General features: G+C 67.1%; 21 protein-coding genes and 1 pseudogene. 11 read left to right on the top strand and 11 right to left on the bottom strand.

From position 1 onward, the window contains the following. The first annotated feature begins 152 nt into the window (after positions 1–152). The 3 genes from soxA to Talka_RS03055 are packed head-to-tail and all read left to right on the top strand — an operon-like array spanning position 153 to position 2730. The gene (gene soxA, locus Talka_RS03065) at positions 153–1004 is read left to right on the top strand and encodes a sulfur oxidation c-type cytochrome SoxA (RefSeq protein WP_143889641.1); all 852 of its coding nucleotides are present in this window, start codon (positions 153–155) and stop codon (positions 1002–1004) included. 17 nt (positions 1005–1021) lie between these two features. Continuing rightward, the gene (gene soxX / locus Talka_RS03060; protein ID WP_143889640.1) at positions 1022–1693 is read left to right on the top strand and encodes a sulfur oxidation c-type cytochrome SoxX; all 672 of its coding nucleotides are present in this window, start codon (positions 1022–1024) and stop codon (positions 1691–1693) included. Between the two features lie 8 nt (positions 1694–1701). Then, positions 1702–2730 (top strand): MBL fold metallo-hydrolase, encoded by a 1029-nt coding sequence (locus Talka_RS03055; protein WP_143889639.1) that lies wholly within the window; start codon positions 1702–1704, stop codon positions 2728–2730. A 168-nt stretch (positions 2731–2898) separates the two neighbouring features. Here Talka_RS03055 and Talka_RS03050 read toward each other — a convergent pair whose 3' ends face one another. Genes Talka_RS03050 through Talka_RS03040 form a run of 3 tightly spaced genes read right to left on the bottom strand, consistent with a single transcriptional unit; the run spans position 2899 to position 6054 of the window. Then, positions 2899–3822, bottom strand: a complete 924-nt coding sequence (locus Talka_RS03050) for an NAD(P)-dependent oxidoreductase (protein ID WP_143889638.1) — start codon at positions 3820–3822, stop codon at positions 2899–2901. A 6-nt stretch (positions 3823–3828) separates the two neighbouring features. Then, positions 3829–4965, bottom strand: coding sequence for a PilT/PilU family type 4a pilus ATPase (locus tag Talka_RS03045; RefSeq protein WP_143889762.1), 1137 nt, complete (start codon positions 4963–4965; stop codon positions 3829–3831). Positions 4966–5010: 45 nt separating this feature from the next. Continuing rightward, the gene (locus Talka_RS03040; protein ID WP_143889637.1) at positions 5011–6054 is read right to left on the bottom strand and encodes a type IV pilus twitching motility protein PilT; all 1044 of its coding nucleotides are present in this window, start codon (positions 6052–6054) and stop codon (positions 5011–5013) included. Positions 6055–6126: 72 nt separating this feature from the next. Here Talka_RS03040 and Talka_RS03035 point away from each other — a divergent pair, with 72 nt between their 5' ends. Beyond that, entirely contained in the window at positions 6127–6858 is a 732-nt protein-coding gene (locus Talka_RS03035) for a YggS family pyridoxal phosphate-dependent enzyme (protein ID WP_143889636.1), read from the top strand. 60 nt (positions 6859–6918) lie between these two features. Here the strand turns inward: Talka_RS03035 and putA are convergent, their stop codons facing one another. Next, entirely contained in the window at positions 6919–10551 is a 3633-nt protein-coding gene (gene putA, locus Talka_RS03030) for a bifunctional proline dehydrogenase/L-glutamate gamma-semialdehyde dehydrogenase PutA (protein ID WP_143889635.1), read from the bottom strand. Between the two features lie 104 nt (positions 10552–10655). Between putA and Talka_RS03025 the strand changes: the two genes are divergently transcribed. Continuing rightward, positions 10656–11159: an Lrp/AsnC ligand binding domain-containing protein gene (locus Talka_RS03025; RefSeq protein ID WP_143889634.1), complete on the top strand. Its 504-nt coding sequence runs from the start codon at positions 10656–10658 to the stop codon at positions 11157–11159. Positions 11160–11170: 11 nt separating this feature from the next. Then, a complete protein-coding gene (locus Talka_RS03020) occupies positions 11171–13003 on the top strand; it encodes a chorismate-binding protein (protein ID WP_143889633.1) in 1833 nt (610 codons plus the stop codon). A gap of 59 nt (positions 13004–13062) precedes the next feature. Here the strand turns inward: Talka_RS03020 and Talka_RS03015 are convergent, their stop codons facing one another. From Talka_RS03015 to Talka_RS03005, 3 genes and pseudogenes are all read right to left on the bottom strand, one after another. Then, entirely contained in the window at positions 13063–13407 is a 345-nt protein-coding gene (locus tag Talka_RS03015; protein WP_143889632.1) for a RidA family protein, read from the bottom strand. 34 nt (positions 13408–13441) lie between these two features. After that, positions 13442–13759, bottom strand: a pseudogene (locus tag Talka_RS03010) (delta(1)-pyrroline-2-carboxylate reductase family protein); the annotation flags it as partial. A gap of 24 nt (positions 13760–13783) precedes the next feature. Beyond that, on the bottom strand, positions 13784–15478 hold the full coding sequence (locus tag Talka_RS03005; protein ID WP_143889631.1) for a sensor histidine kinase: 1695 nt from the start codon (positions 15476–15478) through the stop codon (positions 13784–13786). A 158-nt stretch (positions 15479–15636) separates the two neighbouring features. Here Talka_RS03005 and Talka_RS12270 point away from each other — a divergent pair, with 158 nt between their 5' ends. The 4 genes from Talka_RS12270 (at position 15637) to Talka_RS02985 (ending at position 19335) form a co-directional block, all read left to right on the top strand. After that, entirely contained in the window at positions 15637–16047 is a 411-nt protein-coding gene (locus tag Talka_RS12270; RefSeq protein WP_143889630.1) for a DUF2946 domain-containing protein, read from the top strand. A 259-nt stretch (positions 16048–16306) separates the two neighbouring features. Next, positions 16307–17725, top strand: coding sequence for a c-type cytochrome (locus tag Talka_RS02995; RefSeq protein ID WP_246100543.1), 1419 nt, complete (start codon positions 16307–16309; stop codon positions 17723–17725). A gap of 210 nt (positions 17726–17935) precedes the next feature. Then, positions 17936–18949 (top strand): hypothetical protein, encoded by a 1014-nt coding sequence (locus Talka_RS02990; RefSeq protein WP_246100542.1) that lies wholly within the window; start codon positions 17936–17938, stop codon positions 18947–18949. Between the two features lie 11 nt (positions 18950–18960). Further along, positions 18961–19335, top strand: coding sequence for a c-type cytochrome (locus Talka_RS02985; protein ID WP_143889629.1), 375 nt, complete (start codon positions 18961–18963; stop codon positions 19333–19335). Between the two features lie 69 nt (positions 19336–19404). Here Talka_RS02985 and Talka_RS02980 read toward each other — a convergent pair whose 3' ends face one another. Beyond that, positions 19405–20904 carry an FAD-linked oxidase C-terminal domain-containing protein gene (locus tag Talka_RS02980; RefSeq protein ID WP_143889628.1) on the bottom strand — a complete coding sequence of 500 codons (1500 nt, stop codon included), beginning with the start codon at positions 20902–20904 and terminating at the stop codon, positions 19405–19407. A 192-nt stretch (positions 20905–21096) separates the two neighbouring features. Between Talka_RS02980 and Talka_RS02975 the strand changes: the two genes are divergently transcribed. Next, a complete protein-coding gene (locus Talka_RS02975; RefSeq protein WP_143889627.1) occupies positions 21097–21522 on the top strand; it encodes an Hsp20/alpha crystallin family protein in 426 nt (141 codons plus the stop codon). A 56-nt stretch (positions 21523–21578) separates the two neighbouring features. On the opposite strand, the gene Talka_RS02970 is transcribed toward Talka_RS02975, so the two are convergent. Genes Talka_RS02970 through purU form a run of 3 tightly spaced genes read right to left on the bottom strand, consistent with a single transcriptional unit; the run spans position 21579 to position 24837 of the window. Further along, entirely contained in the window at positions 21579–22451 is an 873-nt protein-coding gene (locus Talka_RS02970; RefSeq protein WP_143889626.1) for a LysR substrate-binding domain-containing protein, read from the bottom strand. A gap of 16 nt (positions 22452–22467) precedes the next feature. Then, complete coding sequence (locus Talka_RS02965) at positions 22468–23934, bottom strand: ATP-binding protein (RefSeq protein WP_143889625.1); 1467 nt, start codon at positions 23932–23934, stop codon at positions 22468–22470. 54 nt (positions 23935–23988) lie between these two features. Continuing rightward, the gene (gene purU / locus Talka_RS02960; protein WP_143889624.1) at positions 23989–24837 is read right to left on the bottom strand and encodes a formyltetrahydrofolate deformylase; all 849 of its coding nucleotides are present in this window, start codon (positions 24835–24837) and stop codon (positions 23989–23991) included. Positions 24838–24914 lie beyond the last annotated feature (77 nt).

Genomic DNA, 24914 nt, shown 5'->3' with positions numbered 1-24914 from the left:
GTGGGTCTCTTAGGGTTTTCGATATCTTCATTTAAAGATAACGTCTGCTATATTCGTGATTGCTTATAGAGTGAAGGCAACGCAGCGCTGGGCGGTCGCAGGTTTCAAGCGAGGCCGCAACCGAGCGCGGCAAGCCAAGGAGAACGCCGACGATGAGCAAGCAGCGCACATTCCGGAGCGGTCGCCACGCGGCGTGGGCGGTGGCCCTGCTGGCCTGCAGCTGGGTGGCGATCGCCAAGGCGTCCGACGACCAGTTCGCCGCCTTTCGCGACATGCTGTCCGAAGACAACCCCGGAGAGTTCTGGATCGACGCGGGGCGCGAGCTGTTCCACAAGCCCCGCGGCCCCAAACAGCGATCCCTGGAGGCGTGCGACTTCGGATTGGGTCCGGGCGTGCTCAAAGGGGCATATGCCCAATTGCCCCGCTATTTTGCCGATACAGGGCGGGTGCAAACGCTGGAGGGGCGTTTGGTGACCTGCATGGTGCGGCTGCAGGGGTTTAAAGAAGAAGATATTCTGCGTCCAACTTATTTGAATTCGGCCGAAGAAAACAGCCGCCGCGATGAGTTGACGCAGCTGGCTGCTTATGTGGCGTCCCAATCGAATGGCATGCCGTTCAAGCCGCCGATGCAGCATCCCAAAGAAAAGCAAGCGTATGCGCTTGGTGAATACGTGTTTCACCGCCGCATGGGCATGATGGATTTGTCTTGCGCCCATTGTCATGGCGAGCGCGCGCGGGGTCAGCAGCTGCGTGGCGTGGATTTGCCCATCATGACCGATCCCGCCACCGCCGGCAAAGTCACAACGGCCTTCCCTGCCTATGTGCTGAAAGATTCCAACGTGCGCACTTGGTGGTGGCGTAACCATCGCTGCAATCTGGCGATGCGGCTGCCGTGGCTCAAGCTGGGCTCTGACATCGATGCGGCGCTGACGCTTTATCAAGTCATGACCGGCAGCCAAAGTGGTGCGCCGATTCAAGTGCCGGGACTCAAACCCCGCGCCTAAAACGAGGAAGGGAGCTGATGAAGACGATGTCAACTCCATGGCTGATGCGCCGCATGTGCGCCGCGACGGTGCTTGTTTTGGGCGTCTGGGACGTATCAACGGCGTACGCACAATCCAGTGTCAAAGTGGATGAGCGTGCCTTTGTGCGCGCGGCCAAGTCCAGTTATCTGGCGGCTTCGCCGCAAGAGTGGCAGCGCCTGTTTGATCCCACTTTGGCGATTTGCAACGCGACAGGGGATGCGCCGAACGAGCGGCAGGCGCTGCAAATCATGAAGCGCGAGCAAGCCTCGATCCATTATCCGTCCAATGGCCAACTGATGGGCGATTGGCGCCGCGGCAAGGAATGGGCTGAGCAGACCCACGGGGGGCGGATCGGCATCGCAGGGTTTGCTGATGCGGATGATCCGCGCAAGCCCAACGGCGCCAATTGCTATGCATGCCATGCCATCGATCCGGCGTTTCCCCAGGCCGGCAATATGGGGCCGCCGCTGACCCATTACGGACGCCTGCGAGGGGTGACCCCCGAGGTGGTGCGCGCCACCTACGACAAGATTTTCAACGCCAAAGCCACCAACCCATGTTCGATCATGCCGCGCTACGGCGGCAAAGATCGATTGTTGACACCTGAGCAAGTAGCCGACATTGTCGCGTTTTTGCTCGATCCGCAGTCGCCGGTCAACAAGGAGTAAGTTCCACCATGCACACAACGACAAAGCCGTCCCGTTGGTCGCGCCGCGCCGTGATGGGTTGGGGCGTGGCCGCCGGGTTGGCCGGCTTGGCCAGGGCCGCCGCTGCGGACTGGCCGCTGGTCGGCAGCGACCCTGCTCGAGGGCCCGCGGTACCCGACGTGCCAGCGCGCCGCTTTTCCGAGCACGTTTGGGGTGTGATTGCGCGCGAAGCCATGCCCACCGAAGACAACCTTGGGCTTTTTACCAACAGCTACTTCATCATCACCCGCAAAGGGGTGGTGGTCTATGACACCGGGGCGTCGATGCAAATCGGCGAGATGCTGATTCGCCAACTGCGGCGCATCACGTCCAAGCCCGTGGTGGCAGTGATCAACTCGCATTGGCATGGCGATCACTGGCTTGGTAACCAAGCCTTTGTGGAAGCGTTTGGGCGTGATTTGCCGATCTATGCCTTACGCGGCTGTCGTGAGGGCACCCAAGGCGCCATTGGCGAGGAATGGGTGCGACGGCTGACTCAATGGACGAATCAAGCGATCCGTGGCACGCAGGCGGTGCCGCCGAATCGCGATCTTGAGCATGGCCAAGTGCTCGATTTTGGCGATGTGCGGTTGCGGGCGCACCATTACACGCCCTGTCACACGCCTTATGATCTCAGCATGGAGGTGATCGGCGAGGGTGTGACGCTCATCGGTGACGTCGCAACGAATCGTCGCATTTCCAATATGGAAGATGGCTCGTTTGAGGGTGCGATCGAATACATGAAGCGCATCGAAGCGCAAACGCGCACCCGTTTATGGTGCTCCGGTCATGGCGAGCCGGATGCAAGCCAAGTGCGTTGGAATAGAACATTGTTTGAAGGAATTTGGGAAGCGGCGTTGGAAGCGGCGAAAGATGCCGCAGGGCCTGAACAGGCCAAAGCCTTGGCTCTGCGCCATCCTAAAGTCGTGGCCACTCGGCCCGGCACGATCGGCTTTGCTGCCAATATTGGCAAGTTTTGTTCGCTCGCTTATCTGGAGGCCGAGAAAAAGGCTTTTTAAAGCAAGCGAACAGCGCGCCGACATGCGCGTCCTGCACGAATCCTGGCTCTCCGGCGCTAAGGAATCACTGTCAGACACTGGCGCTGGTTTGGAGGGCGGCCTGTTGGGGCCGCCCTCATTTTTTGCAAGCGGGCGATGCGCTGGTGGGGCGTGAGCCGGCTTGGCGCTTCAGCGCAGGCGGCGGATCAGGCTGGAGGTGTCCCAGCGCCCGCCGCCCATGGCTTGCACGTCGGCGTAGAACTGATCCACCAGCGCCGTGACAGGCAGGCGCGCGCCGTTGCGCCGCGCTTCTTGCAGCACCAGCCCGAGGTCTTTGCGCATCCAATCCACCGCAAAGCCAAAGTCAAAACGGTCTTCCAGCATGGTGAGGCCGCGATGATCCATCTGCCAGCTCTGCGCCGCGCCTTGCCGGATCACCTCTAGCACCCGTGGCATGTCCAGGCCAGCACGTTGGCCGAAGGCGAGGGCCTCCGCCAAGCCCTGTAACAGGCCGGCAATGCAAATTTGATTGACCATTTTGGTCAGCTGGCCAGCGCCGCTGGGCCCCAGGTGCGTCACCGCGCGTGCGTAGGCCATCATGACGGGGCGCGCGCGTTCGAACGGTTCGGCATCGCCGCCCACCATAATGGTGAGCCGGCCCTGCTCGGCGCCAGACTGCCCGCCCGACACTGGCGCGTCGAGAAAATGGCAGCCCAGGGCCTGCGCGGCGGCATGCAGCTCGCGCGCCACTTCGGCAGAGGCCGTGGTGTGATCCACCAGCACGGCGCCAGCGTCCACACCGGCTAGGACGCCATCCGAGCCAAGGATCACGCTGCGCAGATCGGCATCGGCGCCCACGCATGTCATCACGAATGCCGCGCCCTGGGCCGCTTCGCGCGGGGTGGTCGCGACCCGCACGCGGCACTGTCCCCGCTCGGCCATGGCCTGCGCCAGAGCTTCGGCCTTGGCCATGGTGCGGTTATAGACCGTGACCTCATGGCCGGCCAGCGCCACGTGTGCGGCCATGGGCCAACCCATGACCCCAAGGCCGATGAAGGCCACGCGCTGGGCTGGGATAGGTTCGTAGGCGGTTTTGGGTTGAACGGTGGGCATCGGCTTTCAAAGGATTTGCAGGTGCTCGGTGCCTGCGGCCAGGTCGGTGTTGCGGGCGCGGCGGCTTTCCAGCTTGATGCGCAGCTTCAGGTCGGTTTGCGAGTCGGCGTGGCGCACCGCCTGCTCATACGAGATGAGCCCGGCTTCGAAGGCGTCGAACAGCGCTTGGTCAAACGTTTGCATCCCCAATTCGGTGCTGCGCTTCATGATGTTTTTGATGCCCTGGATGTCGCCTTCCATGATGAGGTCGGCGATCAGCGGGGTGTTGAGCAGCACTTCGACGATGGCCACCCGACCCTTGCCGTCTTCGCGCGGCAGCAGACGCTGCGCCACCATGCCGCGCAGGTTCAGCGAGACATCCTTGAGCAATTGAGCATGCCGCTCGGGCGGAAAGAAGTTGATGATGCGCTCCATGGCCTGGTTGGCGCTGTTGGCGTGCAGCGTGGCCAGGCAAAGGTGGCCGGTTTCGGAAAAGGCGATCGCGTGTTCCATGGTCTCGCGATCGCGGATTTCGCCCATCAAAATCACGTTGGGCGCTTGGCGCAGCGAGTTTTTCAGCGCGATTTCCCAACTGTCGGTGTCCAGCCCCACCTCGCGTTGCGTGACGATGCAGTTTTTGTGCGTGTGCACGAACTCCACCGGATCCTCGATGGTGACGATGTGATCGTGCGTGTGCTCGTTGCGCCAGTCCACCATCGCGGCGAGCGTCGTGGATTTGCCGGTGCCGGTGCCGCCGACGACGATGCAAATGCCGCGTTTGGCCAGCGCCAGCTGCTTGAGCACTTGCGGCAGCCCCAGCTCATCAATGGTGGGAATTTTGGACGGAATGGTGCGCAGCACCAAGCCAACCTTGCCCATTTGCACGAAAGCGTTGACGCGAAACCGCCCGATGCCAGCGGGGCTGATGGCGAAGTTGCACTCCTTGGTGCGTTCAAATTCCGCCGCCTGCTTGTCGTTCATGATGGCGCGCGCCAGCGCCTGCGTGTGCTGACCGGTCAGCGGCTGTGGCGAGATTTTGGTGATGACGCCATCGACTTTGATCGCCGGAGGAAAATCAGCCGTTAAAAACAAGTCGCTGCCGCCGCGGCTGAGCATCAGCCGCAGCAGCTCGTGCACGAAGTGGGTGGCCTCGTCGCGTTCCATGGCTGGGGCGGACTGCGGGGTGTTCACGGCGGGATCTGCATGCGGTCAAAGCGGAAAATTCTCGGGATTTTTGGCTTTGCCACGCGCCTCGGCTGCGGTGATGGCGTTGCGCCGCACCAGCTCGATCAGCGCCTGATCCAGGGTTTGCATGCCGTATTGCTGGCCGGTTTGGATGGCCGAATACATTTGCGCCACCTTGTTTTCGCGAATCAGGTTGCGGATGGCGGGCGTGCCGATCATGATTTCGTGCGCTGCAACGCGGCCTTTGCCATCGGCGGTCTTGAGCAGCGTCTGCGAGATCACCCCCACCAGCGACTCCGACAGCATGGCGCGGATCATTTCTTTTTCCTCGGCCGGAAAGACATCGACGATGCGGTCGATGGTCTTGGCCGCGCTCGACGTGTGCAGCGTGCCAAACACGAGGTGGCCGGTTTCGGCGGCGGTCATCGCCAACCGGATGGTTTCCAGGTCGCGCATTTCGCCCACCAGGATGACGTCGGGGTCCTCGCGCAGCGCTGAGCGCAGCGCAGCGGCGAACGAATGCGTCATCGGCCCCACTTCGCGTTGGTTAACCAGGCATTTTTTGGATTCGTGGACAAATTCGATCGGATCTTCGATCGTCAAAATGTGCCCGTAGGCGTTTTCGTTGCGGTGGTTGACCATGGCCGCCAGCGTGGTGGATTTGCCGGAGCCGGTGGGGCCGGTGACCAGCACCAGCCCGCGCGGCTTCATCGCCAGTTCGGCAAAGATGCGCGGGCAGCCGAGTTCCTCCAGCGTCAGCACTTTGGACGGGATGGTGCGAAACACCGCGGCGGCCCCGCGGTGCTGGTTGAACGCGTTGACGCGAAAGCGCGACAGACCCGCAATCTCAAACGAGAAGTCCACCTCCAAAAACTCTTCATACGCCTTGCGCTGCGCGTCGGTCATGATGTCATAGACCATCGCGTGCACCTGCTTGTGATCGAGCGGCTCGACGTTGATGCGGCGCACGTCGCCGTGCACCCGTATCATCGGCGGCAGGCCGGCTGAGAGATGCAAGTCGGAGGCTTTATTCTTGACGGCAAAGGCCAACAGTTGCGTGACGTCCATCCTCGCTCCCTACCCGGATGGGGTTGAGTTGTAGGCGGCTTGCTCCACACCCGTGGAATCCAACGCACCATTATGGCAACGATTGCGGATCGCCTCCAAGCCGTGCGTGAGCGCATCGCGCGCGCCTGCGCTGCCGCCGGGCGCGACCCGGCCGCGGTGCGGCTGCTGGCGGTGTCCAAGACCTTCGGCCCGGCGGCGGTGGCCGAGGCCGCTGCCGCCGGCCAGCGCGCCTTCGGCGAGAACTACGTGCAGGAAGGCGTGGAGAAGATCGCCGCGCTGCGCGAGGCCGGCGTGGCCGGCCTGGAGTGGCACTGCATCGGGCCGCTGCAGAGCAACAAGACACGGCTGGTGGCCGAGCACTTCGACTGGGTGCAGTCGGTCGATCGGCTCAAGATCGCGCAGCGCTTGAGCGCGCAGCGCCCGGCGCACTTGCCGCCACTGCAGGTGTGCCTGCAGGTCAACGTCGATGGCGCGCCGACCAAGGCGGGCGTGGCGCCGGCCGAGGCGCTGGCGCTGGCGCAGGCGGTGGCGGCGCTGCCGCGGCTGCGGCTGCGCGGGCTGATGGGCATCCCCGACCCGCAGCCGGATGCGGCGGCGATGCGGCGCGTGTTCGCGCAGGCCGCGCAGCTGTTTCACCAGCTGCGCGCGCAGCTCGGCGCGCCCGAGGACTTCGACACGCTGTCGATGGGCATGAGCGACGACCTGGAGCTGGCCATCGCCGAGGGCAGCACGCTGGTGCGCGTCGGCAGCGCGATCTTCGGGCGGCGGGCCTACGCCGCCGAGTCGGCTGACCCGGCGGCTTGAGCGGCGCCGGACCGCGCCCCGGTCGCGGCGGTCGTGCCGGGCACCGGCGTCGGCCGCGCCTCAGTCCAGCGCCATCAGCGTGGCGTTGCCGCCAGCGGCGGCGGTGTTGACGCTGACGCTGCGCTCGGTCAGCAGCCCCGCGGGCGGCTGCGCCGCGTCGGGCGCGCCGGTGACGACCGGCACCACCGGCCCGGGCCGCGCTGCCAGCGCCTGCTGCAGCGCCACCAGCCGCTCGGCGTCGCCGTCGAACCACGCCACCTCCGGCGCCGCCGGCAGGGCGGCCAGCGCCGCGTCCAAGGGGGCGGCCTCATCCAGCTCCAGCGGCTGGCCGCCCAGCGCCTGCACCACGTCGGCCATCGCGCGGCGCGTGGCGGCCTCGCGTGCCACGCACAGCACGCTCCGGCGCGGCCGCAGCGTCCAGGTGTCGCGCTGGCCCGTGGGGCCGCGCAGCACCACCGGCGCGCGCCAGTCCGACGGTTCCTCCGCCCCGACGAAGGCGCGCGCCCGTGCCACCGCGTCGGCGGGCGGGTCGGCCAGCAGCCGGTAGAGGTACAGCGGCCCGCCGGCCTTCGGCCCGGTGCCTGAGAGCCCTTCACCGCCAAACGGCTGCACCCCGACCACCGCGCCGATCATGTTGCGGTTGACGTAGTGGTTGCCGGCGCGTACCCGCTGCGTCAGCGCCTCGATCGTCTCGTCGATGCGGCTGTGCACGCCGAACGTCAGGCCGTAGCCGGTGGCGTGGATGGCCTCGATCAGCGCCGGCAGCTGCTCGCGCCGCCAGCGCAGCACGTGCAGCACGGGGCCGAACACCTCGCGCTCCGGCAGGCGCAGGCCGTCCAGCTCGATCAGCGTCGGCGGCACGAAGGTGCCGGCCTGCGCCTGCGGCGGCAGCGGCAGCTGCCAGACGGCGGCGCCGCGCGCGCGCATCGCCTCGACGTGGGCGACGATGCCGGCGCGCGCCGCTTCGTCGATCACCGGGCCGACGTCGGTGGCCAGCCGGGTGGGCGCGCCCAGGCGCAGCTCGCGCATCGCGCCGCGCAGCATCGCCAGCAGGCGCGGCGCGGCCTCCTCCTGCACGCACAGCACGCGCAGCGCCGAGCAGCGCTGGCCGGCGCTGTCGAACGCGGAGGCGAGCACGTCCTGCACCACCTGCTCCGGCAGCGCCGACGTGTCCACGACCATGGCGTTCTGGCCGCCGGTCTCGGCGATCAGCGGCACCGGCTGCGCGCGCCCGTCCGCGCCGGTGCGCGTGCGGCCCGCCAGTGCCCGCTGCAACAGCCGCGCCACCTCGGTGGAGCCGGTGAACACCACGCCGGCGATGCGCGCGTCGGCCACCAGCGCCGCGCCGACCGTCTCGCCGGGGCCGGGCAGCAGCTGCAGCACGTCGCGCGGCACGCCGGCCTCGTGCAGCAGCGCGGTCATGCGCGCGGCCACCAGCGGCGTCTGCTCCGCCGGCTTGGCCAGCACCGGGTTGCCGGCGGCCAGCGCGGCGGCGATCTGCCCGGTGAAGATCGCCAGCGGAAAGTTCCACGGGCTGATGCACGCCACCGGCCCGAGCGGCCGGGCCGCGCGCGGCCAGTGCGCGTCGGTGATCTGCGCGGCGTCGAAGCGCAGGAAGTCGATCGCCTCGCGCACCTCGGCCACCGCGTTGGCGGCGGTCTTGCCGGCCTCGCGCATCAGCAGCGCCACGAACGCCGGCATCTGCGCCTGCAGCGCATCCGCCGCACGGCGCAGGATGGCGGCGCGCGCCTCGGGCGCGGTGGCGGCCCAGCGCGGTGCGGCGGTCTGCGCCGCGGCCACGGCGGGGGCGACGTCGTCGGGGCTGGCGTCCACCACCGTGCCGACCCCGTCGCCGTGGTCGGCGGGGTTGACGACGGGGCGCGCCGCGCCTCCGCCAGCGGGCGTCAGCCCTTCAGCCAGCAGCGGGCTGGCGTGCAGCGGCGCGGCGCGGCTCGCGTCCAGCGCGCGCTGCAGGGTGGCGAGCGTCCCTTCGTCGTTCAGATCCAGCCCGGCGCTGTTGACGCGTGCCTCGCCATACAGCGCCGCCGGGGCCGGGATGCGGGGATGCGGCAGGCCCACGGCACCTTGCGCGCGCGCCCAGCCCTCGACGGTGGCCACGGGGTCTTCCACCAGCGACGCGAGCGGCACGGCCACGTCCGCGATGCGGTGCACGAACGAAGTGTTGGCGCCGTTTTCCAGCAGGCGGCGCACCAGGTAGGCCAGCAGCGTCTCGTGCGTGCCGACCGGGGCGTAGATGCGGCAGGGGCGGCCCAGGCCCCCGGCCTCCACCGGCGCCACCACCTGCTCGTAGAGCGGCTCGCCCATGCCGTGCAGGCACTGGAACTCGTACTGGTGCGGGTGCCAGGCGGCGGGGTCGGCCATCTCGTGGATCGCCGCCAGCGTCTGCGCGTTGTGGGTGGCGAACTGCGGGAACACCGCCTCCGGCGCGGCCAGCAGCCGCCGCGCGCAGGCCAGGTACGCCACGTCGGTGTAGGCTTTGCGGGTGTAAACCGGGTAATCCAGCCCGTCGAGCTGGGCGCGCTTGATCTCGCTGTCCCAGTAGGCGCCCTTGACCAGCCGCACCAGCAGCCGCCGCCCGCTGCGCCGCGCCAGCGCGATCACATGATCGACCACCGCCGGCGCGCGCTTCTGATACGCCTGGATGACGAAGCCCAGGCCCGCCCAGCCGGCCAGCGACGGCTCGTGCGCCAGGCGCTCGAGCAAATCCAGCGACAGCTCCAGCCGCTCGCTTTCCTCGGCGTCGATGTGCAGGCCGATGTCGACGGCGCGCGCCGCTTCGGCCAGCGTGCGCAGCCGCGGGTAGAGCTCCTCCATCACGCGCGCATACTGGGCGCGGCTGTAGCGCGGGTGCAGCGCCGACAGCTTGATCGACACGCCCGGGCCGTCGATCACGCCGCGGCCGGCGTTGGCCGCGCCAATGGCCTCGATCGCGGCGTGGTAGGCGTCGAAGTAGCGCTGCGCGTCTTCCTCGGTCAGCGCCGCCTCGCCGAGCATGTCGTAGGAGTAGCGAAAGCCCTGCGCCTCGCGCGCGCGGGCGCGCTGGAGCGCCTGCTCGATCGTCTGCCCGGTGACGAACTGCTCGCCGAGCAGCCGCATCGCCATGTCCACCGCGCGGCGGATCAGCGGCTCGCCGCCCTTGCGCAGCAGGCCGGTGAGCGCCGCGCCCAGCCCCTCCTCGCTGTGGGTGGCGGTCAGGCGTCCGGTCAGCAGCAGGCCCCAGGTGGCGGCGTTGACGAAGGCCGAGGGGCTGCGGCCCAGGTGGGCGCGCCAGTCGCCGCGGCCGATCTTGTCGCGGATCAGCGCGTCGCGTGTGGCGGCATCCGGGATGCGCAGCAGCGCCTCGGCCAGGCACATCAGCGCCACGCCTTCCTGCGACGACAGGGCGTATTCCTGCAGCAGCGCCTGCACCAGCCCCTCGCGGCCGCGCTGCGGGGCGCGCCGGCGCAGCCCCTCGGCCAGCCGCCGCGCCAGCGCCGCCACGCGCGCGCCGGTGGCGGCGTCCAGCCGGGCCTCATCCAGCAGCGGCGGCAGCAGTTCAGGTTCCGGCGCGCGCGCGCGTGCCGGCAGCGCCGCCATGGTCGGGGCGCGCGCGATCGGACCGTCGGCCAGCGGCAGGGTGGAGGGCGCGGGCACAACCGCGCCCGGGTTGGCAGCATTCAGAGGCGTCCCCATGGGTGCAAGCAGAAACGCAGCGTTAAACTTGGCGCTAGTCTGCTGGGTTTGCGGCTAAATAGGATTTGTTTTTTGTGGATTTTGGTGAAATTGGATGCTGATTGATGTCGGGTTTATCCAAATCTTCTTTGGCTTTGCCGCCGGGTCTCGACCGCTTGGATCTGCGCATCCTGGACGTGCTGCAGCGCGACGGTCGCATCACCAACCAGCGGCTGGCGCAGACCGTGGGTTTGTCGCCGGCGGCGGCGCTGGCGCGGGTGCAGCGGCTGGTGCGCGACGGCGTGATCCTCGGGTATGAAGCGCGGCTCAACCCGGCCAAGCTGGGCGCGGGCTTGCTGGTGTTCGTGGAGGTGTTGTTGGATCGCACCACGCCCAACGTGTTTGAGCATTTCAAGGCTGCGGTGCAGGCCGCGCCGCAGGTACTGGAGTGCCACATGGTGGCTGGCGGTTTTGACTACCTGCTCAAGACGCGCGTGGCCGACATGGCCGATTACCGCCGCTTTGCGGGCGACGTGCTGTGGCAACTGCCTGGCGTGCGCGAGACCCGAACGTATGCGGTGATGGAAGAAGTCAAGCATGAGCAGCGCCTGCCGCTGCCCCACGTGTGAGGCCCGCGGGCATGACGGTGCAAGCGTGGGTTGATTTTGCCGATCCCCTGCAGCCCGCCGGGCCGCGCTGGCGTTGGCATCTGCAGCAGCCGGTGCGCGTGTGGGTGGCGCGCACGCCGGCGGAAGTGCCGGCTTTGCTGGATGAGGTGCACGCCGCGGCCTGTGGCGGGCTGTGGTGCGTCGGCTGGGTGGCTTACGAGGCTGCACAAGCCTGGTGGCCTCGCTTGCCATGGCGCGCGTTGCCGCCGGGCTCAGCCTACGCGCTGTGGGCAGCCTACGCGGATGCGCAGCCTTGGGCGCCGCAGGCCCACAGCTTCGAGGCGGGCTGGCGGCTGGACTCGTGGCAGCGCCCGTGGACGGCTGATCAGGCGCGCGTGGCTCTGGCCACCATTCGTCAGCGCATCGAGCAAGGGGTGTGCTATCAAGTCAACCTGACCGAACGGCGGCGCGCGTCGTGGTGCGCGGACGACCCGGCGCAAACCCCGTTGGCGCTGCGCGCCTGGTTTGACCGTCTGCGCGATGCGCAGCCGGGCGGCTACGCCATGCTGCTGGAGGCTGCGCCGCTGGCGGTGCAGCCATGGGCGCTGCTGAGCCTGTCGCCGGAACTTTTTGTCGATTGGCACGGCTCGACGCTGACGGCGCAGCCGATGAAGGGCACCGCGCCGCGCCAGCCCGACCCGCAGGCCGACCGGGCCGCCGCCCAGCGGCTGCGCGACGACCCCAAGGAGCGCGCCGAAAACATCATGATCGTCGATCTGCTGCGCAACGATTTGGGCCGGGTGGCCCGCACCGGCAGCGTGCGCGTCACCGAATTGTTGGCCTTGCAGGCGCTGCCGACGGTGTGGCAGATGACCAGCACCGTGCAGGCTGAGGCGCGGGCCGGGCTGCGGCTGTCGGAGTTGATGGCGGCGGTCTTTCCATGCGGCTCGGTGACCGGCGCGCCCAAAGGGGAGGCGATGCGGCTGATCGGCGAGCTGGAGCGCGACCCGCGCGGCGTCTATTGCGGCGCGCTGGGGTTGATGCAGCCCGGAGGACGCGTCACGCTCAACGTGCCAATTCGCACCTTGGCGCTGCACGGCTCGCCGCAACGCGCCTGGGTGAGCTACGGCGTGGGCAGCGGGGTGACCTGGGATTCGGATCCCGAAGCGGAATTGCGCGAATGGGAGGCCAAAACGCAGCTGCTGCACCGAGCGGCCCAGCCGTTTGAATTGCTGGAATCGCTGCGGTTGCAAGAGGGCCGCCCGCTGCGCTGGCGGGCCCACTGGCGGCGCACCTGGGCGGCGGCGCTGGCGTTTGGCTGGCCATGGGCTGAGCGGCAGGTGCGGGCGGTGCGACGGCGCTGGCTGCAAGCGGTGGCGACCTTGGCACGGCAGCGCCCCAGCGGCGTGCACAAGGTGCGCGTGCGGCTCAATCGCGCCGGTCAAGTGCAGGCTGAAGCGGCGCCGCTGGCGCCGTGGCCGCACCCGGCGCGCGTCACGCTGGCCCGCGCGCCGCTGCAGGTGGCCGATGCGTTGTTGGTGCGTCACAAGACCACGCTGCGCCAGCATTACGAGGCGCATCGCGCGCCGCCCGGGTACGTGGATGTGCTGCTCTACAACGAGCGCGGCGAGCTGACTGAGGGCACGCTGGCCAACATCGCCGCGCGGCTCGATGGGGTGTGGGTGACGCCGCCGGTGCGCTGCGGGCTGTTGCCCGGCGTCATGCGCGCGCAGCTGCTGCGCCAAGGGCGGCTGCAGGAGCGGGTGCTGACGCTGGATGACGTGCCGCGCGTGCAGGCGTGGGCGTGGCTCAACAGCGTGCGCGGTTGGGTGGAGGTCGAGCTGGATCCTGGCCCTTCATCCTGATCGGGCCACGGTCGCTCGACCTGATCGGTGACGGCGGCGGCGCTGTCGTGTGGCGCAGGCTACAGCGCCGCCGTGGCCACGATTTCCACTTTCCACTCTGGCCGGGCCAGCCGGGCCTGCACGGTGGCGCGAGGAGGGGTGTGCCCGGCGGGCACCCAAGCGTCCCAGGCGCGGTTCATGCCGTCGTAATCGGCCATGTCGGCCAGATAAATCTGCACCATCAACAACTTGCTTTTGTCGGTGCCGGCACGGGCCAGCAGCGCGTCGATGGCCGCCAGCACCTGGCGCGTTTGTCCTTCGATATCCTGCGTCGCGTCCTCGGGCACCTGGCCCGCCAGATAAACCGTGCCGTGGTGGATGGCCATTTCCGACAAACGGGGGCCGACATCGAAGCGTTGCACCATCGAAATGATCTCCTTGGAAAAGCGGCGCAAAAGGTCAAAGGGGCGCCCGCGCCAGCGCGCAGCGGGCCGCGGCCAAGTCCCAGCCGGCCCAGCCGCAGCTTTTGAAGAACACCGATCCGCCAGCGCGGCGGGCGCGTTGCCACGCTGGCGTGTCGCGCACCACATCCGCCAGCGTCGGCAGGGCTGCCACGTCAAGGCCCGCCTGCAGCAGATCGCCGGCCTCGTGGTCGGCATCGCGGGTGTCTATCACCAGCGTACCGGTGGCGGCTAGATGCCGGCAGACGTCTGGCGCCCATTCCACCATGCGCGGGGTGAAGGCGCCGACCGCGGCGACGAAGGCGTCGGGGCGTGGCGGCCGCATCGAGCACTGCTGCGGTCACGGCTCGTCCCCGCCGGCGGGGGCCGTGTCGTCCAGCGACGGCAAAGCGAAGGTGAAAGTGGCGCCGGCGTCGGGCCGGCCTTCGGCTTGAATCCAGCCGCCGTGGCGCTCGACGATGCGTCGCGCCAGCGCCAAGCCGATGCCGGTGCCGTCGAAGTCCTGCGCGCGGTGCAGGCGCTGAAACATGCCAAACAGCCGCTCGGCCTGCGCCGGATCAAAGCCCACGCCGTTATCCCGCACCCAAAACACCGCCAATGGAGTGCCGTCAGGACGGCGTTGAAGTTCGCCGCCGACTTCGATGACGGCGGGGTGGCGCGGGCGCGAATATTTCAAGGCGTTGGCCAGCAGGTTGTCCCACACCCGCGCCAGCAGCAGCGGGTCGCCGTGGACGGCAGGCAGCGCCGCCGGCAGGCGCAACTCGATTTCATCTTCCGGGCGCTGCAGCGCGGGGTCGTGCAGCACGCGGTTGAGGCTGGCGCGCAGCAGGCTGAGCATGTCCACTGGTTGCCACTGCAGCGCAGCATGGCCGGTGCGCGCAAACGCCAGCAAGCCCTCGATCAGCCGGCCCATATGGGCGGCGGCGTTCTCGATCGTGCGCAGATCCTCGGCCACCTCCGGGGTCGGCGGCGCGCCCAGATCCTCGCGCAGCAGCTGCACGTAGCTGGTGATGTGGCGCAGCGGCGCGCGCAGGTCGTGGGAGACGGAAGAGGCGAACGCCTCCAAGTCCTCCACCGCCGCCTGCAGCGCCTGCGTGCGCTGCTGCACTTTGCGCTCCAGCGCTTGGTTGAGCTCGCGCAGCAACTCCTCCAGCCGACGCACTTCGGTCATGTCGCGCACCAGGCAGGCGGTACCCAAAGGCTGCCCGTCAGTGTCGCTCAACGCCGTAAAGACCACTTGCGCCCACAGCCGCGAACCGTCGTAGCGGCGCAGCCAGCCCATCGATTCGCTTTGCCCCAGCAGTGCGGCGCGTTCCAGGGCCTGTGGCGTGTCGGCTGGCAAGGGGTGCGGCGCATCGTCGCCGTCGGGGCCTGGGGTGCCCAGCACCGCCTGCGCTGGGTAGCCCAGCAGCCGCTCGGCGCTGGCGGGCCATTCGCAGATCGCTCCGTGGGCGTCGAGAAAAAAAATGGCCGCCTCCCGCAGTCCATCGGCCCATGCGATCCAGCGAGCCAGAGGCAGCGGTGGAGCGTGCTGGGGAGCGCGCAGCGAGGGGGGCGTCAAGGGGTTGGCGAGCTGGGCATCCCGTGGCGCGGCGGCGGCCTGCGCGCGCGCCAGCAACAGCAATCCAACCACGCGGCCGTGCAGCCGGTCGGGCTCCAGCCGCACGTTCCATTGGCGGGTGGCGTCGCCGCCAGGGTCGGGCAAGACCCATTCCGCGCGCTCGCCCCGCAGCGCGGAGGCCGCCCACGGCCACAACGCTTGCAGCCAACCGTCTTGCAGCGCGTCGTGCCACAGGCGGGTGCGCGCCGCCTGCGGCGTGAGGGGCGGACGCAGCAACGCCTGCGCGGCAGGGTTGGCGGCCTGCACCCGCAGTTGCGCGTCCAAGATCAGCACTGCTTCAGGCAGACCCAGCAGCAACCGCCATGCGGCGCGCTCGGGCTCGTCTAAGACCTCCGGTTGAGGCTGCGGCGGCAGCGCTGCGAAGAACGCCGGAGGCAGTTGCGATGGCCAAGGATCGCGCGGCAGCGACTGCATGAAGTTAACTTTAGCAAACCGCAATGACTTGGGTTGCAAGTCCGAGCCAGGCTTGAATCGGGCCACGCGTGAGACCCATGCCTAAGGGTTCTCCCTAGTAAGGGCCTTTTGTTGTTGCTTTTTACAATAGATAATCATATCTTGATATTTATCAATCAATGGACTGGGCCGTCTTGCGGGGCGTTTCTCCACGCTGGCGCTCAACCCTTCTTTGGGGGTTGGTGGGTGTCATGCTGTGGGCTGCCATCGCACCCAGCGTGTCGCGTTGGTTGCAGTTGCAGCGCGGCGTGTGGGCGGAAGTCTGTTCCGCACAAGGGACGCGCTGGATGCTTTTGCCCGCCGAGGCGCCAGATTCGACTTCTCAAAACGCACCCGATCCCCACGAGCCCGCATGTGGCTATTGCTTGCTGCCCTGGCGTTGGCCAGCGTTGCCGGTTGATCCGGCGCTGGTATTGGCGCCGCTATGGGACGTTTGCGGCGGGCCGATTGCGGTGCGCCAGATGGGCTTGCCGTGGATCGATGCGCGCCCGGGGTCGTGGTGGAGTCGTGCGCCTCCACGGCGGTTTTGACAGCCCTTTCTTTTTTTCGAGCGAAAAGACGGCTGCGGACGGGGCGCATGGTCTCGTTGAAAAGCCGTAGGGGTCGGCTGCGGCCGCAAGAGGCCGTATCGGGCGCCCGTCTTTGGCATGGCAGACGCCACGCGCCACAACGCTGGCTCCAACGACATCTCGACGACGTTGCTCGTAGCGGATCTGAACGCGATCGAACGCGTCGCGCGCAAGCCGATGCGCAAGGCGGATCGGCCCACACGAATTCTTGGCGGAGTGCATGATGGAAATTCTTGGCTTTTACCCAACCTGGTATGTGCCTGGTATAGGCACGGCTTGGGTGATGGGGATCATTGGTGTGATCCATGTGGTGGCTTCCCACACCTCGGTGGGAGCCTCCTTTTTGTTCGCCTTGCTCGAAACCAAAGCCTACCGCGAGAACAAGCCGCAATGGATGGAGTTCATCAAGAAGTACGGCATGTTTTTGCTGGTCTTTTCCTACATTATTGGATCGATCACTGGGCCCGGCATCTGGTATGCCATCACGGTGGCCAGTCCGCGCGGTGTTGGTGGATTGATTCATAACTTTGTATGGGTATGGGCGGCGGAATGGGTTTACTTCACCGTGGAGGTGATCGGCGTTTATGCGCTGGTTTACCTGATTGGTAAAGTGGATGCGAAAACCCATTTGAAGCTGACCTGGTCGTTTGCGCTGGCGTCGTGGGCGACCATGTTGTTGATTGTGGGGATCCTTTCTTTCATGATGTGGCCCGGGCATGACGGGTGGTACCTGACCGGCTCCACCAACGACGCGTTCTACAACTTAAACTTCTTTGCTCATTTGGGTACTCGCACCGGATCGATGTTCGTCATGGCGGTGGTGGTCGGACTGATGGTGGCCAGTCGCATGCGGGATTTGGAGTTGCGCCGCGAAGTGGTGCGCTTTTTGGCGCCCATAGGCCTGGTGGGCGGCTTGTTCGCAGTGATGATGTTTTTTTACTATCTGCAGACCCTGCCGCAAAACGCCATCGTGATGCTGCATGCGCACCTCAAGCCCGTCTATGCGCAAGGCATGGTCGCCGTTTTTGCGGTGGCAACGTTGTGGTTGCTGTTTGCGTGGTGGCAACCGCAGCGCATTCATGCTTCCTTGGCGGCTGCGGTGTTTCTTTTTGTGGCAATCGTCGGGGTCTGGCCCGAAGAGCGCATGCGCGAATCCATGCGCAAGCCCTATGTGGCAGGGCAATACATCTACAGCAATCAGGTGATTGCGCGCGACGTGCCCGGCAAGGGCATTGAAGCGGAAGTGGATCGTCTAGCTGAGCACGGGTATTTGAAGCTGCACCCCTTTGTGCCCGAGCGGTTGCGTACCGTGACTGATCAAAATCGACTGGAGGTTGGTCAACTGCTGACTAAAATCGCTTGCGCCAATTGCCACGCGTTGGAGCCCGGTGCGCCGCTGCGTAACATCCCGGACAAACTGCACCGCGCTGTTGATGAGGATTTGATCTTGGCTTTTTTACAGGGCCCGCTCAAGCACGGCACACAGCCCTATATGCCGCGTATTGATTTGCCCGAGGAAGAGGCGCGAGCCGTGGCGCATTATTTGGCTGCCGTTAACCGTGGTGACAACGTAGAGCGGCTGATTGCGCAGCAGCGCCGCCAGGTTTCGGCGCAATGGACTTCGGCTCAGGAGGAGTGACCCATGATGGACACTGGAATGATCATGCAGGCGCTGCGCGATCCTGCTGGATTGCCGGCGCCTCCCGTATTGTTTCAAATACTGATGGTAATCACCTGGGCGCTGCACATTGCTTTTGTGCATCTTACTTTGGGATCTGCTGGGGTGGCCATTGTGGCGTTCCACCGATCTCGAGGTCCTCAAGATTCATGGTTGCGGCTGTCATGGACCATGACCAAGGTTGCCAAAGTGGGGGTGTCCTTGTTGATCGTGCTCGGGGTGGCTCCGTTGCTGTTCACACAGGTGATTTATGACCCTCAATGGTACGTCTCGAATGTCTTATCAGGCGCCTGGGTAATCGCTTTTATTGCCACATTGATTGTGGGCTACTGTGCTTGGTTTGTGTTTTATTACGCCAACCGAGAGGGGGCGCGCCGGCATGTGGTGATGTGGGCTTGGCTGGCCTTGGCGTTGTTTGTGCTGGATGGGCTCATCATGCATGCCTTGGCCTATCAGGCGCTGCGCCCACAGGACTGGGTGTCGTGGTATGCCCCCGGTGGAATCGTGGACACCAGCGGCAGCCGTTTGCACGCTATTGACTGGCCGCGATTTGTTTTCATGATCAGCTTGTCGTTGCCGGCGGTGGGGGTGTTTCTTTTGGCGTACGCCCAGTATGTCGGGGCGCGATCCGACCGAACCTCTGAGGAGCGTGAGTGGGTGGCGCGTTTGGGGCGGCGGCTCGCTGTAGCCGGTTGGGGATTGAGCGCACTGACCTGGCTGATCTGGCAGTGGTCGCAGCCGGAGCTTCTGCGCGGACACCCCGTCGGTTGGGCGCTGGGGGCATCCTTGGTGGCGATGGGGCTGTGGCTTTGGCGCTGGGCGCCGGGCCGCGCTGGGTGGGGGCCCTTGGCCGCAGGGGTGGCGGTGTTGCTGTTGCTGGCCGTCTGGCGCGAGGTTGTGCGGGTGGCGCTGCTAGGGCAGCATGGCTACTCGATTCTGGACTACCCCGTGCACCCGGATGAGCCCTCCACGTGGTTGTTCTTCAGCACGCTGCTGGGGATCGGAGGGCTGGTGGGCGGCTTTTATTTGACGCTGCTGTATCGAGCCGGTCGCACGGTGGGCCTATATCGGGCGGAGCCGGTGGTGGCGCGCCTGGGCACGGCGGCGGTGGCGGTGTTGGTGCTCTGGATTGCCGTTTTCTTTCTTTACGGCATCGTGATTTGGTTACGAAATTCGTTTCTGTGAGGAGTGCAAGGATGACGCAAACAAGCACGTGCGGCAAAGGTTGGCGCCGGTTCGTTGTCGTGGCGCTGGGTTGGGGCTTGTGGGCTTCCACCCAGGCCCAAACCCCGTTGGCTGGCGTAGGGCCGGCCGATATTGGGGCCGGTAAAAAACGCGCTGCGGTCTGTTTTGCCTGCCATGGCGAGCAGGGGATCTCGGTGTTGCCAGCAACGCCTCACCTGGCGGGTCAACCTGCCGATTACCTGCAAAAGGCGCTGCTGGCCTATCGTGATGGATCGCGCCAAGATCCCACGATGACAGCCATGGCCAAGCCTTTGACCGATCGGGATATCGTCAACATCGCCGCTTATTACGAGGCGCAAGGCAAAGTGGTGCCGTCGCGCCGCTGACGCGACCCGCCTCGGGCTCAACGCTGCGCGGCTCCCGCCGCATGGAGGGTGTGGGGCGGGATGTCACGTTCAAAACCGCGGCAGTTCCGGGTGCGGCAGCCGCCCGCCGCGCACCAGCATCTTGCCGTACTCGGCGCAGCGGTGCAGTGTGGGGATGACCTTGCCGGGGTTGAGCAGCCCGTGCGGGTCGAACGCGCGCTTGACGGCCAGCATCTGCTCGCGCTCCTCCGGACTGAACTGCACGCACATGCTGTTGAGCTTTTCGACGCCGACGCCGTGCTCGCCGGTGATGGTGCCGCCTATGGCCACGCTGGTTTCCAGAATCTCCGCGCCAAAGGCTTCCGCGCGGCGCAGCTGATCCGGGTCGTTGGCGTCGAACAGGATCAGCGGGTGCAGGTTGCCGTCGCCGGCGTGGAACACGTTGACGCAGCGCAGCCCATATTTGCCTTCCATCGCCGCGATGGCCTCCAGGATGTCGGCCAGGCGCTTGCGCGGGATGGTGGAGTCCATGCACATGTAGTCCGGGCTGATGCGCCCGCTGGCCGGAAAGGCGTTCTTGCGCCCGCTCCAGAAGCGCAGCCGCTCGGCCTCGTCGCGGCTGACGGCAATGCGGGTGGCGCCCGCCTGGCGCAGCACCGCGCTCATGCGCTCGATCTCCTCGGCCACCTCTTCGGGCGTGCCGTCGGACTCGCACAGCAGGATGGCCTCGGCCTCCAGGTCGTAGCCGGCGTGGACGAAGTCCTCCACCGCCGCGATCATCGGCTTGTCCATCATCTCCAGCCCCGCCGGGATGATGCCGGCCGCGATCACCGCGGCCACCGCGTCGCCGGCGGCGCGCACGCTGGCAAAGCTGGCCATGATGCAGCGCGCCAGCGGGGGGCGCGGGATGAGGCGCACCACCACCTCGACGACCACCGCCAGCATCCCCTCCGAGCCGATCACCAGCGGCAGCAGATCCAGTCCCGGGGCGTCCGGCGCCCGGCTGCCGAAGGTGACCGGCTCGCCTTCCACCGTGAAGCCGCGCACCTGCAGCACATTGTGCAGCGTCAGGCCGTATTTCAAGCAATGCACGCCGCCGGAATTTTCGGCAACGTTGCCGCCGATGGTGCAGGCGATCTGGCTGCTCGGGTCCGGCGCGTAGTAGAGGCCGTGGGGCGCGGCGGCCTCGCTGATGGCCAGGTTGCGCACGCCGGCCTGCACGGTGGCGGTCTGCGTCAGCGGGTCGATGGCCACGATGCGGTTGAACCTGGCCAGCGACAGCGTCACGCCCAGCGGGTGCGGCATCGCTCCGCCCGACAGCCCGGTGCCGGCGCCGCGCGCCACCACCGGCACCTTCAGCAGATGGCAGGTGCGCAGCACCGCCTGCACCTGCTCCTCGGTTTCCGGCAGCGCCACCGCCAGCGGCCGCTCGCGGTAGGCGGTCAGGCCGTCGCATTCATACGGGGTGGTTTCCTCCGGCGTCCACAGCAGGGCGTGCGCGGGCAGCACGGCGGCCAGCGCGCGCACCACTTCGGCTTGACGCGCGGCGCGTTCGGAGGTTTCGGCGGGCAAGGGCAGTTTCGCGTTCATGATCGGCCAGTGTAGGGCAAGGCCGCGCCGGCGGTTGTGAAAGTTGACGCAAGCCCACTTGAAAGAGGCGCATCAAAGCCCCATTCTCTTGTGCAGACGTTGAAATCGGCGCGGCTCGTTGAAGTGGAGGCAACGCGTCGCTGCCGGCCGGTTTTTCCTCCACGCTTTGAATGGTCAAGAGGAGATCTGGATATGAGCAATCTGCTTCCACGCCGCATGAGTCTGTTTGACGAGTTTTTCCGCGATTTGGCGCCGGGCTTCTACATCCGTCCGCTGCATGGCGATCCGCTGCCGCAGCAGATCAAGGTGGATGTGAAAGAAAACGATCAGGCGTATGTCATCTCGGCTGAAATGCCCGGGGTTGGCAAGGACAACATCCACGTTACGGTGGAAAACAACGTCGTGACGATCGGGGCGGAAATCAAGCAGGAGGACGCCAAGCGCGACGGCGAAAAAGTGCTGCACAGCGAGCGCTATTACGGCCAGGTGTCGCGCAGCTTCGCGCTGCCCAGCGATGTGGATGAGTCCGCCGCCAGTGCCAAATACGAAAACGGCGTCTTGACGCTGACGCTGCCGAAGAAAACCGCGGTGGCTGGCAAGCGCATCCGCATCGAGTAAAAGGCGGTGGCGTGACGGCCCTGCGGGCGCGGGCCGATGCCCGCACACCCGCGGATTCAGGGCATCGCCTGGCGCAGCCAGGCGGCAAACGTCGCGCACTCCCAGCGCTCCATCGCCCCCGCGCGCCAGCACAGGTAGTGCGCGTGGGGGCTGGGCACGTTGTGCGGGTACAGCCGCACCAGCGTGCCGTTGTCCAGCCACGGCGCGCCGAGCTTCAAGCGCACCAGCGCCACGCCCATGCCGGCGGCGGCGCCGTCGCACATCAGCCCGATGTCGTTGAATTGCGAGCCGTCGGCCGGCTCCGGCCAGTCCAGGTGGTGCGCGGCGAACCAGGTGCGCCACGGCTCCAGCGGGCTGCGCAGCAGCGGCACGCCCTGCAGGTCCTCGGGCTTGTCGAACGGCCCGTGCTCGCGGGCGAACGCGGGCGAGGCCAGCGGCGTGACCTCGTCCTTCAGGATGCACATGAACTCGACGTCCTGGTAGCGCCCGGTGCCGAAGCGGATCGTGAGGTCGGCATCCTCGGCCACCACGTCCAGCAGCGGGATGCTGACCTGCAGCGTCAGGTCGATCTCCGGATAGGCCTCGGCGAACTGGCGCAGCCGCGGCATCAGGATCGAGCGCGCAAAGGTCGGCGTGACCGCCAGCCGCAGCTTGCGCCGCCCGGGCGTGGCGCCGCGGCTCGGAAAGCGCTGCAGGCAGGCCAGCGCCTCGCGCACCTGCGCCAGGTATTCGCTGCCCTCGGTGGTGAGCGAAAAGTCCGCGCGCCCGAACAGCTTGACGCCGAGCTGCTGCTCCAGCTGGCGGATGCGGTGGCTGACGGCGCTGGGGGTGACACACAGCTCGTCGGCGGCCTGCGTGACGCTGCGCAGGCGCGCCAGCGCCTCGAACGTCAGCAGGCACTGGATCGGGGGGATGCGCGGCGCGGGCATGGCAGGGGAACCGAAATCAGGCGAACAAGGGGCCGTCGCCGGCGAGCGCCTCGGCGGCGCCCAGCCAGAGGCACAGCAGGGGCGCCGGTACGCGCATGACGGGGGTGGGGCGGTCGGCGCCAGCGGCTGGCACCCCTTCGGCGGGGCCGAAGTCGTCCAGCGCCTTGGTGACCACGTAGGCGCGCGCCACCGGACGGCTCTGGCACAGCTCCCGCAAGCCGCGCAGTTCGCGGGCGCCGGTGTGCCGGGCGCGGTACTTCACCTCGAAGGCCAGCAGCTCGTGGCCGGCTTGCGCCAGCAGATCGACCTCCGGGTCGCGCCGGCCGCGCCAGTAGCTGAACCGGATCCCTTGTCCGTGCTGCCGGCCGACCAGGTGATTCAGCACCGCCGTCTCGGTGGCCACGCCCAGCGCGGCGGGGTCTTCCAGCATCGCCTTGCCGCGCAGCATGACCGCCGGGGCGATGGCCGGATCGGCCAGATAGACCTTGAAGCGCCCGCGCAGCACGTCCTTGCCGTAGCCGAACGGCGGCAGGCGGTGGATCAGGTGCGTGGCCTGCAGCAGCTCGATGAAGTGCTGCGCCGTCGGTCGCTTGACCTGCAGGTTGTTGCACAGGTCGGTCATGTCCAGCAGGCCACCGTCGTGCAGACACAAATAGAGGAAGGTGTGCTCCAGATCCAGCACGCGGCGCACGCCGAACAGCGCGGTCATGTCGCGCTTGAGCACCTTGTCGATGATGTCCTCGCGCAGCAGGCGCTGGGCCTGCGTGACGCTGTCGATCAGCGCCGTCTGCGGAAAGCCGCCGCGCACCAGGTACTCGTGAAAGTGCCCGACGTAAGGCGCGGCGCGCTGGCCGATGCGCCGGAATTCGGCCGCATCCCAATCGAACAGGCTTTGCAGCGACGGCGGCATCGGCAACTCCGGCAGCGCCAGCCGCTTGATTTGGAGGTACTCATGGAACGACAGGGTGGTCAGGCGGATGGTGTGCCAGCGGCCGACGCCGGATTCCACGCCTTCGCCCGCCTGCAGCGGCATGGCCGAGCCGGTGAAGGCGATGCGGCGGTCGCGGCGGAAGTCCACCTGATGCTTGATCCATGTACCCCAATCCCGGATGAACTGGGCCTCGTCCAGCAGCAGGATCTCGGGGCCGTCGGCCCGCGGCTCGCGTTCGCGCCACGCCTGCAGGGTGGCTTCCACGCCCGCCAGCTTCAGGATCGGGTGATCGAACGTGGCGTACAGGATGTTGGCGGCGGGAACCCCGTCCTGCAGCAGGGCCTGCACGGCCTGCAGCAGCAGCGTCGTCTTGCCGACCTGGCGGGCGCCGCTGAGCAGCACGGCGCGCGGCGCCGGGGGGCTGCGCAGCCATCCGAGCAGTTCCCCGAACGCGGCCCGGCGCCAAGCCGGCAGCTCCGCCGGCGGCTCGCCGTGCCACCACGGGTTGAACTGCGCCAGCACGGCGCCAATCTCGGCTTCCGTGACCTTCATGCTCGAAATTTTGCTTGCAGACGCTTTTTAGTGCAACTGTGATTGCACTAAATGTCAGCGGAACACCACCGTGCGCTGGCCGTTGAGCAGCACGCGGTGCTCGCTGTGCCACTTGACGGCGCGCGCCAGCACCTGGCTTTCGGTGTCGCGGCCGATGGCGGTGAGGTCCTCCACCGTCATCGCGTGATCGACGCGCGCCACGTCCTGCTCGATGATCGGGCCTTCGTCGAGGTCGGCGGTGACGTAGTGCGCGGTGGCGCCGATCAGCTTGACGCCGCGCTCGTGCGCCTGGTGGTAGGGGCGCGCGCCCTTGAAGCTCGGCAGGAAGCTGTGGTGGATGTTGATGGCGCGCCCGGCCAGCCGCTCGCACATGCCGTCCGACAGGATCTGCATGTAGCGCGCCAGCACCACCAGCTCGGCGCCTTCCTGCTCGATGATCTCGAGCTGGCGCGCCTCGGCCTGCGGCTTGGTGGCGGCCGTCACCGGAATGTGGTGGAACGGGATGTCGTAGCTGGCGGCGAGCTGGTAGAAGTCGCGGTGGTTGCTGATGATGGCGCAGATGTCCAGCCGCAGCAGGCCGCTCTTCCAGCGAAACAGCAGGTCGTTCAGGCAGTGGCCCTGCTGGCTGACGAAGATGACGGTGCGCATCGGCTCGTGCCACGGGTGCAGGCTGCACGCCATGCCGTGCGCCTGCGCGAACTCGCCGGTGCGCGCGCGCAGGCCCGCGGTGTCGCGCCCCGGGCAGGTGAACTGCACGCGCATGAAGAAGCGGCCGCTGTCGCGGTCGTTGAACTGGGCGGCCTCCTCGATGTTGCCGCCCAGCTCCAGCAGGAACCCGGAGACGGCGTGCACGATGCCCGGGCGGTCCCGGCACGACAGGGTGAGCACGTAGGTGTCTTGCATGGGACGCGATTGTCGCAGGCGTGCCGGCCTGATAATTGCGCCCAGACCTCGAGGTGGCGTGGCTGGGCGACCACGCG

The organism is Tepidimonas alkaliphilus (assembly GCF_007556595.1).
In the GTDB taxonomy this organism is placed as follows: domain Bacteria; phylum Pseudomonadota; class Gammaproteobacteria; order Burkholderiales; family Burkholderiaceae_C; genus Tepidimonas; species Tepidimonas alkaliphila.
Note: the sequence above shows the minus strand (reverse complement) of the source record. Positions and strands in the feature narration are given on the sequence as shown.